The sequence below is a fragment of the Duganella sp. Leaf126 genome, assembly GCF_001423125.1.
GTDB lineage: Bacteria > Pseudomonadota > Gammaproteobacteria > Burkholderiales > Burkholderiaceae_D > Rugamonas.
The window spans coordinates 766083-782473 of record NZ_LMNW01000031.1; the positions used below are offsets into that span (position 1 = coordinate 766083).

At 66.3% G+C, this 16391-nt stretch carries 13 protein-coding genes; 6 read left to right on the forward strand and 7 right to left on the reverse strand.

What is annotated here, in order from left to right; translation table 11 throughout:
* Window positions 1-8 precede the first annotated feature (8 nt).
* The 6 genes from argS to ASF61_RS24155 all read left to right on the forward strand — a co-directional run bounded on the left by argS (window position 9) and on the right by ASF61_RS24155 (window position 5782).
* A complete protein-coding gene (argS, locus tag ASF61_RS16625) occupies window positions 9-1718 on the forward strand; it encodes an arginine--tRNA ligase (protein WP_056157986.1) in 1710 nt (569 codons plus the stop codon).
* 17 nt (window positions 1719-1735) lie between these two features.
* Entirely contained in the window at window positions 1736-2440 is a 705-nt protein-coding gene (locus ASF61_RS16630; protein WP_056157989.1) for an SPOR domain-containing protein, read from the forward strand.
* Between the two features lie 29 nt (window positions 2441-2469).
* Window positions 2470-3141, forward strand: coding sequence for a thiol:disulfide interchange protein DsbA/DsbL (locus ASF61_RS16635; RefSeq protein ID WP_056157992.1), 672 nt, complete (start codon window positions 2470-2472; stop codon window positions 3139-3141).
* 99 nt (window positions 3142-3240) lie between these two features.
* Window positions 3241-4089: a biotin--[acetyl-CoA-carboxylase] ligase gene (locus tag ASF61_RS16640; RefSeq protein WP_056157996.1), complete on the forward strand. Its 849-nt coding sequence runs from the start codon at window positions 3241-3243 to the stop codon at window positions 4087-4089.
* A complete protein-coding gene (locus ASF61_RS16645) occupies window positions 4080-4865 on the forward strand; it encodes a type III pantothenate kinase (RefSeq protein ID WP_056157999.1) in 786 nt (261 codons plus the stop codon). The genes ASF61_RS16640 and ASF61_RS16645 overlap by 10 nt, the downstream gene beginning before the upstream one ends.
* Entirely contained in the window at window positions 4859-5782 is a 924-nt protein-coding gene (locus ASF61_RS24155; protein WP_229205886.1) for an SPOR domain-containing protein, read from the forward strand. Before ASF61_RS16645 ends, ASF61_RS24155 begins: the two co-directional genes overlap by 7 nt.
* A gap of 559 nt (window positions 5783-6341) precedes the next feature.
* Here the strand turns inward: ASF61_RS24155 and ASF61_RS16655 are convergent.
* The 7 genes from ASF61_RS16655 to ASF61_RS16685 all read right to left on the reverse strand — a co-directional run bounded on the left by ASF61_RS16655 (window position 6342) and on the right by ASF61_RS16685 (window position 16229).
* Complete coding sequence (locus ASF61_RS16655) at window positions 6342-7739, reverse strand: septal ring lytic transglycosylase RlpA family protein (RefSeq protein ID WP_229205887.1); 1398 nt, start codon at window positions 7737-7739, stop codon at window positions 6342-6344.
* Between the two features lie 139 nt (window positions 7740-7878).
* Window positions 7879-10017: a penicillin-binding protein 2 gene (gene mrdA / locus ASF61_RS16660; protein WP_056158002.1), complete on the reverse strand. Its 2139-nt coding sequence runs from the start codon at window positions 10015-10017 to the stop codon at window positions 7879-7881.
* Window positions 10018-10080: 63 nt separating this feature from the next.
* Window positions 10081-11193: a rod shape-determining protein RodA gene (rodA, locus tag ASF61_RS16665; RefSeq protein ID WP_056158005.1), complete on the reverse strand. Its 1113-nt coding sequence runs from the start codon at window positions 11191-11193 to the stop codon at window positions 10081-10083.
* A gap of 9 nt (window positions 11194-11202) precedes the next feature.
* Complete coding sequence (gene mrdA / locus ASF61_RS16670) at window positions 11203-13182, reverse strand: penicillin-binding protein 2 (RefSeq protein ID WP_056158007.1); 1980 nt, start codon at window positions 13180-13182, stop codon at window positions 11203-11205.
* Window positions 13183-13197: 15 nt separating this feature from the next.
* Window positions 13198-13710, reverse strand: a complete 513-nt coding sequence (mreD, locus tag ASF61_RS16675) for a rod shape-determining protein MreD (protein ID WP_056158012.1) — start codon at window positions 13708-13710, stop codon at window positions 13198-13200.
* Window positions 13707-15095, reverse strand: coding sequence for a rod shape-determining protein MreC (mreC, locus tag ASF61_RS16680; protein WP_056158014.1), 1389 nt, complete (start codon window positions 15093-15095; stop codon window positions 13707-13709). The genes mreD and mreC overlap by 4 nt, the downstream gene beginning before the upstream one ends.
* A gap of 90 nt (window positions 15096-15185) precedes the next feature.
* The gene (locus ASF61_RS16685; protein WP_008445008.1) at window positions 15186-16229 is read right to left on the reverse strand and encodes a rod shape-determining protein; all 1044 of its coding nucleotides are present in this window, start codon (window positions 16227-16229) and stop codon (window positions 15186-15188) included.
* Window positions 16230-16391 lie beyond the last annotated feature (162 nt).

Genomic DNA, 16391 nt, shown 5'->3' on the forward strand with positions numbered 1-16391 from the left:
CCCTGCTCATGCTCGCCCAACAAAAACAAGATATTACCGCCCTGTTCCAGGCCGCCCTCGCGCCCCTCCTCGCCGGCACCGATGTCAGCGCCAATGTCGTGCTCGAGCGCCCGCGCGATCCGTCGCACGGCGACGTCGCCTGCAACATCGCCATGCAACTGGCCAAACAGCTCAAGATGAACCCGCGCGAACTGGCCACCCGCCTGGTCGAGGCGCTCAAGGCCGACCCGCGCGCGGCCGGGCTGGTGGAATCGGTCGATATCGCCGGCCCCGGCTTCATCAACCTGCGCGTGACCGCTGCCGCCAAGCAGGCCGTGGTCAAGGCCGTGCTGGCGCAAGGCGCCTCGTACGGCACCAGCAGCAACGGCAGCGGCCAGCGCGTGATCATCGAATTCGTTTCCGCCAACCCCACCGGTCCGCTGCACGTGGGCCACGGCCGCCAGGCCGCGCTGGGCGATGCGCTGTCGGCGCTGTTCGGCAGCCAGGGCTACGACGTCACGCGCGAGTTCTATTACAACGACGCCGGCGTGCAGATCCAGACGCTGGCCAACTCGGTGCAGGCGCGCCTGCGCGGCCACCAGCCCGGCGACGCGGCCTGGCCCGAGTCCGCGTACAACGGCGACTACATCGCCGACATCGCAGCCGATTTCAAGGCCGGCAAGACCGTCTCGGCATCCGACGGTTCGCCCGCCACGGCCTCCGGCGACATCGAGGACCTCGACTCGATCCGCGCCTTTGCCGTGACCTACCTGCGCAACGAGCAGGACATCGACCTGCAGGCGTTCGGCGTCAAGTTCGACAATTACTACCTCGAATCGTCGCTGTACCAGGACGGCAAGGTCGAGGCGGCCGTGGACCTGCTCAACAAGTCGGGCAAGACCTACGAGGAAGACGGCGCGCTGTGGCTGCGCACCGAAGACTACGGCGACGACAAGAACCGCGTGATGCGCAAGAAGGACGGCACCTACACCTATTTCGTGCCCGATGTGGCCTACCACATCGTCAAGTTCCAGCGCGGTTACAACCAGGCCATCAACGTCCAGGGTTCCGACCACCACGGCACCATCGCCCGCGTGCGCGCCGGCCTGCAGGCCGTCGGCCTGGGCATTCCCCAAGGGTTCCCCGACTACGTGCTGCATAAAATGGTCACCGTCATGAAGGGCGGCGAAGAGGTGAAAATCTCCAAGCGCGCCGGCTCGTACGTGACCGTGCGCGACCTGATCGAATGGTCGGGCGGCGGCGACATCACCCGTGGCCGCGACGCCGTGCGCTTCTTCCTCATCTCGCGCAAGGCCGACACCGAATTCGTGTTCGACGTCGACGTGGCGCTGAAAACCTCGGACGAGAATCCCGTGTATTACGTGCAGTATGCGCACGCCCGCATCTGCCGCATGCTCGAACAGTGGACCGGCGACGAGGCCGCGCTGGCCGATGTCGACCTGTCGCCGCTGACCGCCCTCACCGAGACCGCGTTGCTGGCCACGCTGGCCGCGTACCCGGAAACGCTGGCGCGCGCCCAGGCCGAGCTGGGACCGCACCAGGTCGCGTTCTACCTGCGCGACCTGGCCGCCAACCTGCACAGCTTCTACTTTGCCGAACGCGTGCTGGTCGACGACGCGGCGCTCAAGGCCGCCCGCATCGCCCTGATGGTCGCCACGCGCCAGGTGCTGCGCAACGGCCTGGCGCTGATCGGCGTCTCCGCTCCCAACAAAATGTAACGACCAGGATCTTGCGCATGACTTTACGCACACCGCAGCACCGCACCCCGGCACCCGGCCGGCAGCAACAGGGCAATACCTTCGTCGGCATCGTCATCGGCCTGGTCATCGGTTTGGCGGTGGCGGTGGTGGTGGCGCTGGTGATCAACAAGGGCGCCTCGCCGTTTACCGACAAGGCCCGCAACAGCAAGGCGGCCGACACCGCGGCGGGACCTGCCACCGATCCGAACAAGCCGATGTACGGCAACAAGGAAGCCGCGCGCGCGGCCGCCAAGGACATGTCGCGCGAACCGCCACCTGCCGTGCCGGCACCTGCGCCGACGCCCGCCCCGGCCAAGGCCACCGACCAGCTGCAGGCAGTGGTCGACCGCATCCAGGGCACGCAGACCGACAAGAAGGCGCCGTCCGCCGCCAACGTCACGCCGACCCCGACCGGCAAGGCGCCTGCCACCCCTGCCACGTCGCCAGCGGCCGGCGGCGACGAGAAATACATCTATTACCTGCAAGCGGGCGCGTTCCGCGAAGTGTCCGACGCCGAAAGCGCGCGCGGCAAGCTGGCCCTGCTCGGCGTGGAAGCGACGCTGTCGGACCGCACCACCGAGAACGGCGTGCTGCACCGCGTGCGCATCGGCCCGTTCCAGCAGGTCGAGGCCATGAACAAGGTGCGCAGCAAGCTGTCGGAAAACGGCATCGATGTTGCGGTCGTGCGCAATCAGAAATAACCGAGCCAAAGCAAACCAAGGGAGTAACGATGCGAGTCCTGAAATACGCAGTAAGCGCAATGCTGATGAGCGCCGTGGTCCTGTCGGCATCGGCCTCGCCGGCCGATCCGAAGAACGGTGTCGAATACCGCACCCTGTCCACGCCGCAGCAGGCGGACGCGAAAAAAGTGGAAGTGATCGAATTCTTCGATTACGCCTGCCCGCACTGCTATGCGCTCGATCCGTCGCTGCAGGCCTGGGTCAAGAAGCAGGGGAACAATATCGTCTTCAAGCGCGTGCACATCTCGCGCACCGGCACCGACCTGCCGCAGCAGAAAATGTTCTACACGCTCGAATCGATGGGCCTGATGAACGACGCCATGAACACCAAGATCTTCAACGAAATGCACGTCAACCGCAACCGCATGAACCGCGACGAGCTGGTGTTCGACTTCATCGCCAAGCAGGGCGTCGACCGTCAGAAATTCATCGATACCTATCGCGGCTTCGGCGTGCAGGGCCACGTGCGCAAGGCCACGTCGATGATGGAAACCTACGGCGTCGATTCGTGGCCGATGTTTGCCATCGACGGCAAGTACGTGACCTCGCCGGCCATGTCCGACGAAGGCGCCAAATCCGCCACCACCGAAGCGCAGCTGCAGGCGCAGGGCTTGCAGGTGATGGATGTGCTGGTCGCCAAGGCCAAGGCGGAAAAGAAGTAAGCATGCTGCGGCCGGCTGCGTCACCGTGCGTCCCGCATGGCGCCACGCTGGCGTGGCCGGCGCTCATGCCGGCATGCTGCGCCTGTCTTTAGTCTCGCCATGATCCCATCTGCCTCCCCTGCTTCCGCTTTCGTTTCGGCCGCCGCGATCGGCGCGCTGTGCGCCGCCAGCGCCAGCCATGTCGCCATCGAAGCGGTGGCCGACACCGGTTCCACCAACGCCGACCTGCTGGCGCGCCTGCACCGGTCGGGCACCCTGCCCGGCCCGCTGCTGCGCATCGCCGACCAGCAAAGCGCCGGCCGTGGCCGGGCCGGCCGCAGCTGGCTGTCGGCGCCGGGCGCCGCATTGATGTTCTCGCTGGCATGGCGCTTCCAGGGACCGCTGCCGCGCCTGGCCGGCCTGCCGATGGCGGTCGGCGTGGCGCTGGCCGAAGCGATGACGGCACTCGGCGTGCCGGTGCAGATCAAGTGGCCCAACGACCTGCTCAAGGGCGGCGACAAGCTGGGCGGCATCCTGGTCGAAACCCAGGCCGACCGGCACGACGGCGCGATCTGGGCCGTGATCGGCGTCGGCATCAACCTGCTGATGCCGGACCAGCTCGAGCAGCAGATCGGCCGCAGCGTGGCTGCGGCGCCCTGGCTGGCGCAGATGGACCGCAACGCCCTGGTGGCTGCGTTGCTGAGCCGCCTGGCGGCCGTGCTGGCCGAATTCGACGACACCGGTTTTATGCCGTTTGCCGAGCGCTGGAATGCGCTGCACGCGTGGCATGGCCGCGACGTGGTGCTGCTCGACGACGGCCAGCTGCTGCAGCAGGGCCGCGCCGCGGGCGTGGACGCCATCGGCCGCCTGCTGCTCGACACCGCGCAAGGCCGCGTCGCCGTGCTGTCGGGCGATGTCTCGCTGCGCCTTTCGCCTGAGCCGACCACCGGAACGTCGCCATGCTGCTGATCGATGCCGGCAATACCCGCGTCAAATGGGCGCTCGCGGCAGGCGATGCGGCCCCGGGCCACTGGCTCGCCCACGGCGCCGTCACCCATGCCGACCTGCCGCAGCTGGAGCTGGCCTGGAGCGAAGCCGTGGCGCGGCATGGCGTAGGCCGCATCGTGATCGCCAACGTGGCCGGCAACGCGATGCGGGCGCAACTCGAATACCTGCTGCAGCGCGCGTTTCCGGCGCTGACGCTGGACCAGGCGGTGACCTGGTTCGCATCGGTGCCGGCGCAGGCCGGCGTCACCAACGGCTACCGCAACCCTGCGCAACTCGGGTGCGACCGCTTTGCCGCCGCCATCGGCGGCCATGCCCTGGCGCCGGGCCAGCCCATCATCGTCGCCAACTGCGGCACCGCCACCACCATCGATGCCATCACCGCCGACGGCCTGTTTCTGGGCGGGATGATCGTGCCGGGCCTGGGCCTGATGGCCGGCGCACTGGCGCGCAACACGGCGCAACTGCCCCGGATCGCCGATGACGCACAACTGCCGGACGGCTTTGCCGACAACACCGACGACGCCATCCTCAGCGGCTGCATGGTCGCCCAGAGCGGCGCCATCGAACACGCGTTTGCCCAGCATGGCGCGGCCCTGTGCATCCTCTCGGGCGGCGCCGCGCCGCACATCGCGCCGCTGCTGACGGTGCCGTACCGGCTGATCGAGAACGTGGTCATGCTCGGCCTGCACACATCGGTCGCCGCCGGCGCCACATCGAGCCAGGATAAGCCGTGCTGAAATTTATCTTTTGTACCCTGCTGGCCGTAAATGCCGCCCTGTTCGCCTACGGCCGGGGCTACCTCGGCCATTTCAGCGGCAACGAACACGAGCCGCAACGTCTGCAACGCCAGCTCAATGCCGGCGACCTGACCCTGATATCGGCCGAACGCGCGCACGGCGCGCAGGCCGTGGCGGCGGGTGCTGGTGGTGGTGCTGGTGCTGGTACTGGTACTGGTGCTGGTACTGGTGCTGGTGCTGGTGCTGGTGCTGGTACTGGTACTGGTACTGGTACTGGTACTGGTACTGGTGCTGGTGGCGGTGTCGGTTCTGGTGCTGGTGCTGGTGCTGGTGCTGGTGGTGCTGTTGGTGCTGTTGGTGCTGGTGGTGCTGGCGGTGCCGGTAGTGCTGCTGGCCCCGGTGCGACGGGCGCTGGCGCTGCTGTTGCCGCCGCCGAGCCGAAACCTGCGCCGCCGCTGGCCTGCGTGGAGATCGGCAGCTTCGTCCTGGCCGATGCACGCCGGTTCGAAGCGCGCCTGGCGCCGCTGCAGCTGGGTGACCGCCAGTCGCGCCGCAACCTGCCCGGCACCGAGGTGTCGAGCTACATCGTGCACATCCCGCCGCAGGGCAGCAAGGAAGCGGCCGACCGCAAGGCCGCCGAGCTGCGCGGCCTGGGCGTGACCAACTACTACGTCATCTCCGATAATTCACCGCTACGCTACGGCATTTCGCTGGGCGTCTTCAAAACCGAGGGCGCCGCGCAAAACCAGCTGGCGATGCTGGTCAAACAGGGCGTGCGCACGGCGCGCATCACTCCCCGCATGAGCGGCAGCCGCCTGCTCGCCTTCCAGTTCCGCGACGTCGCGCCCCAGCTGAAAGCCGAGCTCGACAAAATCCGCACCGACTTCCCGAACACCGCCCTGCACAGCTGCCGCTAACTGCCACTGCGGGGGCAGTTCCTGATGCCGTAAGGTCTTCCTATCCGTCGTACCCGCGAAGGCGGGTACCCAGGTTCTGCGAGATGCGTCGACATGTCAGCCAGATTGGGTYCCCGCCTGCGCRGGGACGACGTTTTTATGCCAACAAAATTAATACTTTTCGCTTAACTCAGCGGCATTAGACCGCGAAGTTAATGCCGCTAAGTGAAGGTCTTCCKATCCGTCGTACCCGCGAAGGCGGGTACCCAGGTTCTGCGARATGCGTCGGCACGTCAGCCAGATTGGGTCCCCGCCTGCGCGGGGACGACGTTTTATGCCAACAAAATTAATACTTTTCGCTTAACTCAGCGGCATTAGACCGCGAAGTTAATGCCGCTAAGTGAARGTCTTCCTATCCGTCGTACCCGCGAAGGCGGGTACCCAGGTTCTGCGAGATGCGTCGACRTGTCAGCCACATTGGCTCCCCGCCTGCGCAGGGACGACGTTTTTATGCTGACAAATTAATACTTTTCGCTTGAATTAACGGCATCAGGATCTGCCCCCAAAGTTACCCGAACGGTCAGCGCTGGATCACCAGCGGTTTAAGTCTGAGGGCGGACGGCAGGCTGCCGATGGCGTCCTGGGCGGCCTGGCGGCTGGTGTAAGGACCGCTGAACAGGCGGTAGACGGAACCGCTCTGCACCAGGTGCAGCGCTGCCGGCAAGGTGTTGGTCAGCTGGCCCTGGAGCTGGCGCGCGCCTTCCGGACGCGAGTAGGCGCCCAGTTGCAGGTAGTAGCCGCTGGCCAGCGTGTCGTCCGAGGCGGCTGGTGCGCTCGGCGTCGCTGATGCGGCTGGTGCGGCGGGCTCCAAGGCCGCCGGGCCTGCAGCGCTTGCAGTGGCGGCACCGGTGACAGCGCCGGTAACAGCGCCGGTGGCGGCGCCGCCGGCTGCGGTGCGGTCGCCCAGCATCAGCGCTTCGATCTCGGGATTGGCCGGCACGGCGCGCGGCGCCAGCACCAGCGCCGGTTTGTCGTCGTCGCCCTTGTACGTCGCCAGCCGTTTGTCGGGCGAGGCGGGCGTGGCCTCCGAGGCCAGGCGCGCGCCACTGGCGGTCGGTACGCCGCCGCGCGTGGCCAGCATGCGGTCGATTTCGGCCGGCAGTATGCGTTCCACCTTCAGTTCGTGGCTGCCCTTGTTGAGCAGGCCCAGCTTGAGCGCCGCCGTGTACGACACATCGATCACGCGCGAAGAATGAAACGGTCCGCGATCGTTGATGCGCACGATGACGGTGGCGCCGGTCAGCATGTTCGATACCCGCGCATACGATGGAATCGGCAAGGTGGGATGGGCGGCCGTCATCTTGTACATGTCGTACAGTTCGCCGGACGACGTGCGCTGGCCGTGGAATTTCTTGCCGTACCAGGTGGCCAGGCCGACCTGGGTGAACGGTTCGTTGTCGGTGATCGGCGTGTAGGTCTTACCGAACACCACGTAGGGACGATTCGAGCGCGGCAGCAAGGGATCGTTGCGCACCTCGGCGTCCGGCACATCGGCCAGATTGGGCGGCGGATTGTCGCCGGGGCCATCGTCCTGGTAATAACCGCCGCGGCCCGAATTGGCCGGTGGCAGCACCGGCAGGTTCGGTTGCGATTTGCCCGTGGGGGGCGACTTGATCACCGGACCGCCCACGCGCGAGGTGCGCGGCAAGCGTTCGTCGCCCGGCGGGGTACTGGCGCAGCCAACCAGCACGCTTGCCACCACCAGCGGCACCAGCAGCGGCACCCGGCCCGACAGCGTGTCCGTTACTTTCTTCGTCAACTTGCCCGGCACCTTGCTTGCCACGCCGTGCGACAACCGCTGCGCCCTGCTGCCTGCCGATGGGGGCGCCATGCTGCGTATCAGCGCGCCCGGAGCCGGCCGTGCCGCGTCACGTGCGGCGACGATGGTTGTCGCGTGTGCCGTAGTGCGCAATGCCATATGGCGGGGTGCCGTACCTGCTGCGTGCGCTGCAGTCCCCCGTGTCGCCGGGACCCGCGGCGTCGCTGCCGGTTCCCCTGCGTGGCTGCACGCGCAGGTGGGCGTGGTGTTGAAGCCTGGCCTCATGTCGTCATCCTTTTCAGTTCTTGCGGACCGCCGGCGCGGACTGCGTGGCAGGCGCAGGCGCCGCCGGTGGGGCCGATGGCGTCGGCGCCGGTGTCGGCATTTGTGCCGGCGCTGGCATCGGTGCCGGCGCCTGCGCCGGCGGCGCATCCGGGGGCGGCGCCACCGGCATCAGTCCCGGCGACTGGTTGCCCAGTGCTTCGAGCCGGGCGGCGGCCGCCTGCTCTTCCAGCGTCTGGCCTTCCACCGGCAGGATCTCCTCGGCGTCCTCCTTGTCCACCTTGGTGGTGTCCTTGCCGGCCGGGCGTTTGCCCAGCAAATAATAATCGATGGCCTTGCGCGCGATCGGCGCCGCTTCGAGGCCGCCCTTGCCGGCGTTCTCCACCACCAGCGCCAGCGCGATGCGCGGTTTTTCAGCCGGCGCAAACGCGACGAACAGCGCGTTGTCGCGCAGGCGTTCGGCCAGCCTGGCGGCATTGTACTTCTCGCCCTTTTTAATCGTGATCACCTGCGCAGTACCGGTCTTGCCGCCCACGCGGTACTGGGCGCCGGTAAATGCGCGCACGCCGGTGCCACCGGCCTCGGTGGTCACGCCCACCATGGCGTTCTTGATGAAGTCGATGTTTTCCTGCTTGAGCGGAATCCGGTAACTCTCTTTCGACACCGTCAGCGTGCGCGCACGGGTGCCGCCGTTTTCGAGGATTTTTACCAGGTGCGGCTTCATCACCACGCCGTTGTTGGCCAGGTTGGCCACCGCGTGGGCGATCTGCAGCGGCGTGTAGGCATTGTAGCCCGAGCCATTGCTGACCGAAATCGTATCACCGCCCACCCAGCGCCCGGCCGCACCCTTGAAACGCTTGCGCTTCCATTCCTGCGACGGCAACACGCCGGTCTTCTCGCCCACCAGGTCGATGCCGGTTTTCTGGCCGAAGCCGAACGGCTGCATGAAGTCATGGATCATGTCGATGCCCATGTCGTGACCGAGTTCGTAATAATAGGTGTTACACGAAACCACGATCGACTTGTGCATCGCCACCGAACCATGGCCGCCCGGCACATCGTCGTTGAAGCGGTGCCCGCCCAGCATGTAGAAGCCGGGATCGTAGGTGGCGTAGCTGGTGGTGCGCTTGCCCAGTTCCAGCGCGGCCAGCGCCATGAACGGCTTGAACGTCGAGCCGGGAGCATAGGTGCCCGACAGCGGGCGGTTGACCATTGGCCGGTCGAGCGAGGTATTGAGTTCGTTCCAGCTCTGGGTGTCGATGCCGTCGACGAACAGGTTGGGGTCGAAACCGGGGCGCGACACGTAGGCCAGGATGTCGCCCGTCTCCGGCTCGATCGCCACCAGCGCGCCGCGCCGTTCGCCGAACGCGTCTTCGACCACCTTCTGCAGCTCGATGTCGATCGACAGGATCAGGTTGTCCCCGGGCGTGGCCGGCTTGCGCGACAGCGTGCGGATGGCCCGGCCGCCGGCCGACACTTCCACCTCTTCGTAGCCGGTGCGGCCGTGCAGTTTCTGCTCGTAGCTTTTCTCCAGCCCTTCCTTGCCGATATGGTCGGTACCGCGATAGTTGGCGGTATCCTCGCGCTCGTCGATGGCGGCAGCGTCGGCGCGGTTGATGCGGCCGATGTAGCCGATCACGTGCGACGCCGTTTCGCCCAGCGGGTACTGGCGGAACAGGCGCGCCTGCACCTCCACGCCCGGAAAGCGGAAACGCTGGGCGGAAAAGCGCGCCACTTCCTCGTCGGTCAGGCGGGTGCGCAGCGGCACGCTTTCGAAGCGCTTCGATTCTTCCATCAGCTTCTTGAAGCGGCGGCGGTCCTTGATGTCGATCGTGACCAGCGCAGAGAGCTGCTCGATGGTGTCGTCGAGCGAGGCGGTCAGCTTCGACGGCGTGATCTCGAGCGTGTACGCCGAATAGTTATTGGCCAGGACCACGCCGTTACGGTCGTAGATCAGGCCCCGGTTGGGTGCGATCGGCACGATGGCGATGCGGTTCTCCTCCGCCTTGACGGCGAAATCGTCGTGCTTGACCACCTGCAGCCACACCAGGCGCGCCAGCAGCAGCGCAAAGCACAGGAACACCACGCCGATCAGCACCGCGATCCGCGTGCGGAACTGGCGCAGTTCGCGCTCGGTATCCTTGATCTCGATCATGGCCGCATTTCCCGGGACGGCAGCACCATGAGGCGGTCGGCGGTCAGTCGCATGGCGCCGCCATCAGGTCTGCACCAGCTTGCGGTGGCGCTGGATGCTCATCAGGATGCCGCCGGCCAGGCCCAGGGTCAGCAGCGCGGTGCCGCCGTAGCTCATGTACGGCAGCGGCACGCCCACCACCGGCAGGATGCCGCTGACCATGCCCATGTTGACGAACGCGTAGGCAAAATAAATCATGGTCATGGCGCCGGCCAGCAGGCGGCTGAACAGGTTGGCCGCATTCCCGGCGATCATCAGCCCGCGCCCCACCAGCAGCAGGTAGAGCAGCAGCAGCAGCAGGTTGCCGACCAGGCCGAACTCCTCCGAGTACACGGCGAAGATGAAGTCGGTGGTGCGTTCGGGGATGAATTCCAGGTGGGCCTGGGTGCCGTGGGTCCAGCCCTTGCCCATGATGCCGCCCGAGCCGACCGCGATGGTGGACTGGATGATGTGGAAGCCCTTGCCCAGCGGGTCGGAGGTGGGATCGATCAGCGTCATCACGCGCTCGCGCTGGTAGTCGTGCAGCAGGGTCCAGATCACCGGCAGGCTGGCGCCGAACAATACCAGCAGCGCAGCCAGCGCCTTCCACGCCAGGCCGGCCAGGAAGATCACGGCAAAGCCGGCAGCCACCACCAGCAGCGCCGTGCCGAGGTCGGGCTGGCGCACGATCAGCAGCACCGGCGACATCAGCAGCACGGCGGCGATCAGGTAGGAGTGCCAGCGCAGCTGGCCGGCGCGCTGCTGGAAGAACCAGGCCAGCATCATCGGCGTGACGATCTTCATGAACTCCGACGGCTGGATGTCGATCCCCACGTGCAGCCAGCGCCGCGCGCCCAGCTTGATGGTACCGAACAGCGCCACCCCGATCAGCAGCACCATGCCGGCCGCATACGCCGGCACGGCGATGCGCATCATGGTCTGCGGCGAGATATTGGCGGCCACCCACATCACCACGAACGACAGCAAGATATTGCGCACCTGGTCTTCCATTTTGCCGGGAATGCCGATGCTGGCCGAGTACAGCGTGACCATGCTCACCGTGAGCAGGGCCAGGATGATCAGGGTGAGCGGCACGTCGAACACCGTGAAATAGGGACGGAGGCGGCGCCCCAGGGAGCGCCTTTCGTGGATGCGCATGCGGATTCCTTATTCGGTATTGCCCGGGATGACCACGCCGGGCTTCGGTTCGACCACGCCGTGTTCGGCCTCGATGTCGTCCACCGTGCGCAGCACGGCGTCCTCCTTCGGCACCGGCGTGGTGTCTTTCTGGTTCGGGCGCTTGCCCAGCAAATAGAAGTCGAGCGCCTTGCGCACGATGGGCGCGGCCACGGTGGCGCCGAAGCCGCCGTTTTCCACCACCACCGCAATCGCGATGCGCGGCTTGTCGGCCGGGGCGAATGCGGTGTAGAGCGCGTTGTCGCGCAGGTGGGCCGCCACCCGGTTGGCGTTGTACTTTTCGTTCTTCTTGATGGCGAACAGCTGCGCGGTACCGGTCTTGCCGCCCGAGACGTAGCCGGCGCCGGCAAAGACCTTGCTGGCCGTGCCGCCGGTGGTCACGCCCACCATGGCGCTCTTGATGAAATCGATGTTCTGCTGCTTGAGCGGGATGCGGTAGCTCTCGTGCGGCACGGTGAGCTGGCGCGCGTGGGTGCCGCCGTCTTCGAGGATCTTGACCAGGTGCGGCTTCATCACCACGCCGTTGTTGGCCAGGTTGGCCACCGCGTGCGCCATCTGCAGCGGCGTGTAGTTGTTGTAGCCGTTGCCGATGCTGATCGAGATGGTGTCGCCGCCCTGCCAGCGCTGGGCCGCCGCATTCTTCCTGAAGCGGTTGCGCTTCCACTCTTTTGACGGCAGCACGCCCTGCTTTTCGTGTTCGAGGTCGATGCCGGTCAGCTGGCCGAAGCCGAACGGCTTCATGAAGTCGCTGATGGTGTCGATGCCCATCTCGTTACCGAGAATGTAGAAATACGTGTCGCACGATTCCGCGATCGACTTGAACATGTCGACCGTGCCATGACCGCCCGGCTTGTCGTCGTTGAAGCGGTGCCCACCAAGCGTGAAGAAGCCGGGATCGTGGATGCTCTGGCCCGGCGTGCGATAGCCCTTCTCCAGCGCGGCCAGCGCCATGAACGGCTTGAAGGTGGACCCCGGCGGGTAGGTGCCGGACAGCGGGCGATTGACCAGCGGGCGGTCGAGCGAGGTATTGAGTTCGCCCCAGCTCTGGCTGTCGATGCCGTCGACGAACAGGTTGGGATCGTAGCCGGGACGCGAAACGTAGGCGAGGATGTCGCCCGTCTCCGGTTCGATTGCCACCAGCGCGCCGCGCCAGTCGCCGAACGCCTCTTCCACCACTTTCTGCAGTTCGATATCGATCGACAGGATCAGGTTGTTGCCGGGCGTTGCGGGCCGGCGCGACAGCGTGCGCACGGCGCGTCCGCCGGCCGACACTTCCACCTCTTCGTAGCCGGTGGTGCCGTGCAGCTGGCGCTCGTAGCTTTTCTCGAGCCCTTCCTTGCCGATATGGTCGGCGCCGTTGTAGTTGGCGCCGTCGTCGCCGTCGGCCAGCGCCCTGGCCTCGGCCTGGTTGACGCGGCCGATGTAGCCGATCACGTGCGAGGCGGTTTCGCCGAGCGGGTACTGGCGGAACAGGCGCGCCTGGATTTCCACGCCGGGAAAGCGGAAGTGCTGGGCCGTGAAACGCGCCACTTCCTCGTCGGTGAGGCGGGTGCGCAGCGGCACGCTCTCGAAGCGCTTCGATTCCTCGAGCAGGTGGCGGAAGCGCTTGCGGTCCTTGATGTCGATTGCCACCAGCTTTGACAGCGCGTCGATGGTGTCGTCGAGCGAGGCGCTCAGTTTCGACGGCGTGATCTCGAGCGTGTAAGCCGAGTAGTTACGCGCCAGGATCACGCCATGACGGTCGACGATCAGGCCGCGGTTGGGCTGGATCGGCACCAGCGAGATGCGGTTGTCCTCGGCCTTGACGGCATAGTCTTCGTGCCTGACCACCTGCAGCCAGACCAGGCGGGCCAGCAGCAGCAGGAAGCAGGTAAATACCACGCCGCCCACCACGGTCAGGCGCAGGCGGAACTTGTGCAGTTCCAGCTGGTTGTCCTTGAGTTCAGTCATGCCGCCGGCGATCCGTCAGATCGGTCGCGTATGGTCGCGGTCCACCGCGCGCCGCTGCGGCGCCAGCAACAGCCACGAGGCCACGGGCCACAGGCATACCGCCACCACGCTCTCGAGGAAGAAGTACCAGGCCGGCGACTGGCCCGACGCCAGGAAGCGCACCAGCAGCTGTACCGACTGCGCGATCACCAGCAGCGGGAACACGTGGGTGGCCTGGGTGATGAGCGGGAACCAGGTCACGCGCCGGTGCATCATGATGGCGAAGTAGGACAGCAGCGTGTACGACAGCGCGTTCTCGCCCAGCAGCGTGGAATCGTGCACGTCCATCAGCAGGCCGAGGAAAAACGCGGTGCCGATGCCGACCCGGCGCGGCTGGTGCACACCCCAGAACACCAGCGCCAGCGCGACGAAATCGGGCACGCCGATCAGGTGGCCCCAGGGCAGCAGGTTCAGTAAAAAGGCGCACAGCAGGCTGAAGGCAATGAACAGCGGGCTGACCGGCAGCAGAATGTATTGGGGTCGGTTCATCGGGCCGGTTCCTTGGTGGCGGTGGCGGCGGGTGCAGCGGCAGCAGGCGCCCGGGCGGCCGGCGATCCGGCGGCCGGCGATCCGGCGGCCGGCGACCCGGCGGCCGGTGTTCTGGCGGCAGCTGTGCCAGCGGCAGAAGTCCTGGTCGCCGGGGTGGCGGCCGGCGTACCCGCTGCAGGCGAGCCGGCGCCCGGGGCGGCGGTGACGGCAGCACCGGCGGTCGCGGCACCGGAGGTTCTGGCGGCAGGTGCCACGGCGGGTGCGGCAGCGGCAGCGGCTTTGGTCGGCGAACCGGCGGCAGCGGTGTTGGTCGGCGCCCCGGCCGCAGGCGTGACGACAGATGTGGCAGCGCCCGGCGTGGCAGCGCCCGGCGCCGCTGCGCCGGTCGGCGTGGCCGCAGGCAGCTTCGGTATCAGCTCGGAGCCGGTGGTGGCGGCGGCACCTGCAGCAGCGCCGGCGGTGTCCTCCTTGGCCGGCTCCTTGATCGGCGCCATGCGGTTATTGCCCTTGCGCGGCACGCGCGGTTCTTCCTCGGGCGGACGCGGTGCGATTTCGGGCGGCGACATCAGGATCAAGAGCTGGCGGTTGTTCTGGATGCCGGCCAGCGGCTGGCAGATCACGCCGCCGAAGGCGCCGCTGGCGTTGCTGTCCACCTGCGTCACGCGCGCCACGGCCAGGCCGGCCGGATAGACGCCATCGAGGCCGGACGTGACCACGATGTCGCCCACCTTGATGTCGGCATTGGGCGCCGTGAAGCGCAGTTCGAGCGAACCGATCTTGCCGCGACCGTAGGCCACGCTGCGCAAGCCGTTGCGCAGCAACTGCACCGGTATGGCCTGGTCCTTGTCGGTGAGCAGCGTCACCTCCGAGGTGAACGGGAACACCCGGGTCACCTGTCCCACCACGCCCTGGTTGTCGATCACCGGCAGGCCGAGTGCGACGTCGCTGTTGCTGCCGCGGTCGAGGATGATCTTGCGGCTGCTGGCGTCGCGCGCGTCGTACAGCACTTCGGCCAGCATCGACTTGGTGGGCACCTGTTCGCGCGCACCCATCAGGCGGCGCAGCTGGTTGTTTTCGGTCGTGCGCAACTGCGCCTGCTGCAGCGCCTGGGCATCGGCGATCTGCTGGCGCTTGAGTTCATCGACCTGTTTTTTCATCTCCGCGAGCGAGGAAAAGTAATCGCCGGCGCCGTAGATGGCGTCGCGCGGCAGCAGCGCCGCCATCTGCAGCGGATGCAGCACGGTGCCGACGACCTGGCGCACGGCGCCCAGGGTGCGCATCTGCGAATCGACCAGCAGCAGCACGATCGATATGCAGGCGAACACCATCATCTTGACCCGAGCCGAAGCGCCTTGCTTGAAAAGTGGCGGTGGACTGTATTCCATGACTTTCGATAATCCGGCGCTCCCGCGCCTGCCAGACTGTCAACATCAATGAACCGGGGCCGCTTAGCGGCCCCGTTTTTCATGATCGGATCATTCGTAGGAGAAGATCGACCCCAGCTGGTCCATGCGCTCGAGCGCCATGCCCGAGCCGCGCACCACGCAGGTGAGCGGGTCTTCGGCCACCAGTACCGGCAGGCCGGTTTCTTCCATCAGCAGGCGGTCGAGGTCGCGCAGCAGTGCGCCGCCGCCGGTCAGCATCATGCCTTTTTCGGCAATGTCGGCGCCCAGTTCGGGCGGGGTTTGTTCCAGCGCGTTTTTCACGGCCGAGACGATGTTGTTGAGCGGGTCGGTCAGCGCTTCGAGGATCTCGTTGGACGAGATGGTAAACGAGCGCGGGATGCCTTCGGACAGGTTGCGGCCCTTCACTTCCATCTCCTTCACTTCGGAGCCCGGGAAGGCCGATCCGATGGCCTTCTTGATCGCTTCGGCGGTCTGTTCGCCGATCAGCATGCCGTAGTTGCGGCGGATGTAGTTGACGATCGCTTCGTCGAACTTGTCGCCGCCCACGCGCACCGACCCCTTGTACACCATGCCGCCCAGCGAGATGATGCCCACTTCGGTGGTGCCGCCGCCGATATCGACCACCATCGAGCCGGTGGCGTCGGAGACCGGCAGGCCGGCGCCGATGGCGGCAGCCATCGGTTCTTCGATCAGGTACACCTGCGAGGCGCCGGCGCCCAGCGCCGACTCGCGGATCGCGCGGCGTTCCACCTGGGTGGAGCCGCACGGCACGCAGATGATGATGCGCGGCGACGGACGGAAGAACTTGGAATCGTGCACCATGCGGATGAACTGCTTGAGCATCTGTTCGGTGACGGTGAAGTCGGCGATCACGCCGTCTTTCATCGGGCGGATCGCCTCGATATTGCCGGGGACCTTGCCCAGCATCTGCTTTGCCTCCTTACCGACTGCCTGGATCGTTTTTTTGCCGTTCGGGCCGCCTTCCTGGCGGATCGCAACGACCGAAGGCTCGTCCAGAACGATGCCCTGGCCACGAACGTAAATCAGAGTATTGGCCGTACCCAAGTCGATGGCCAGATCGGTGGAGATGTACCTGCGTAAAAAACCAAACATGTGTGTCCTGTGGCGCCACTGACGTGCGCGTAACCGTTATAAGGGGAATCCTGTCGATGCTGCGGCAGCAATGATTCAGCGCCGGCAACGCATCAACCCGCCATTCTACCTTATAATTTGGCTGCGATTTACCCAAAATCGGCCAGAAATTGAATTAGCCGA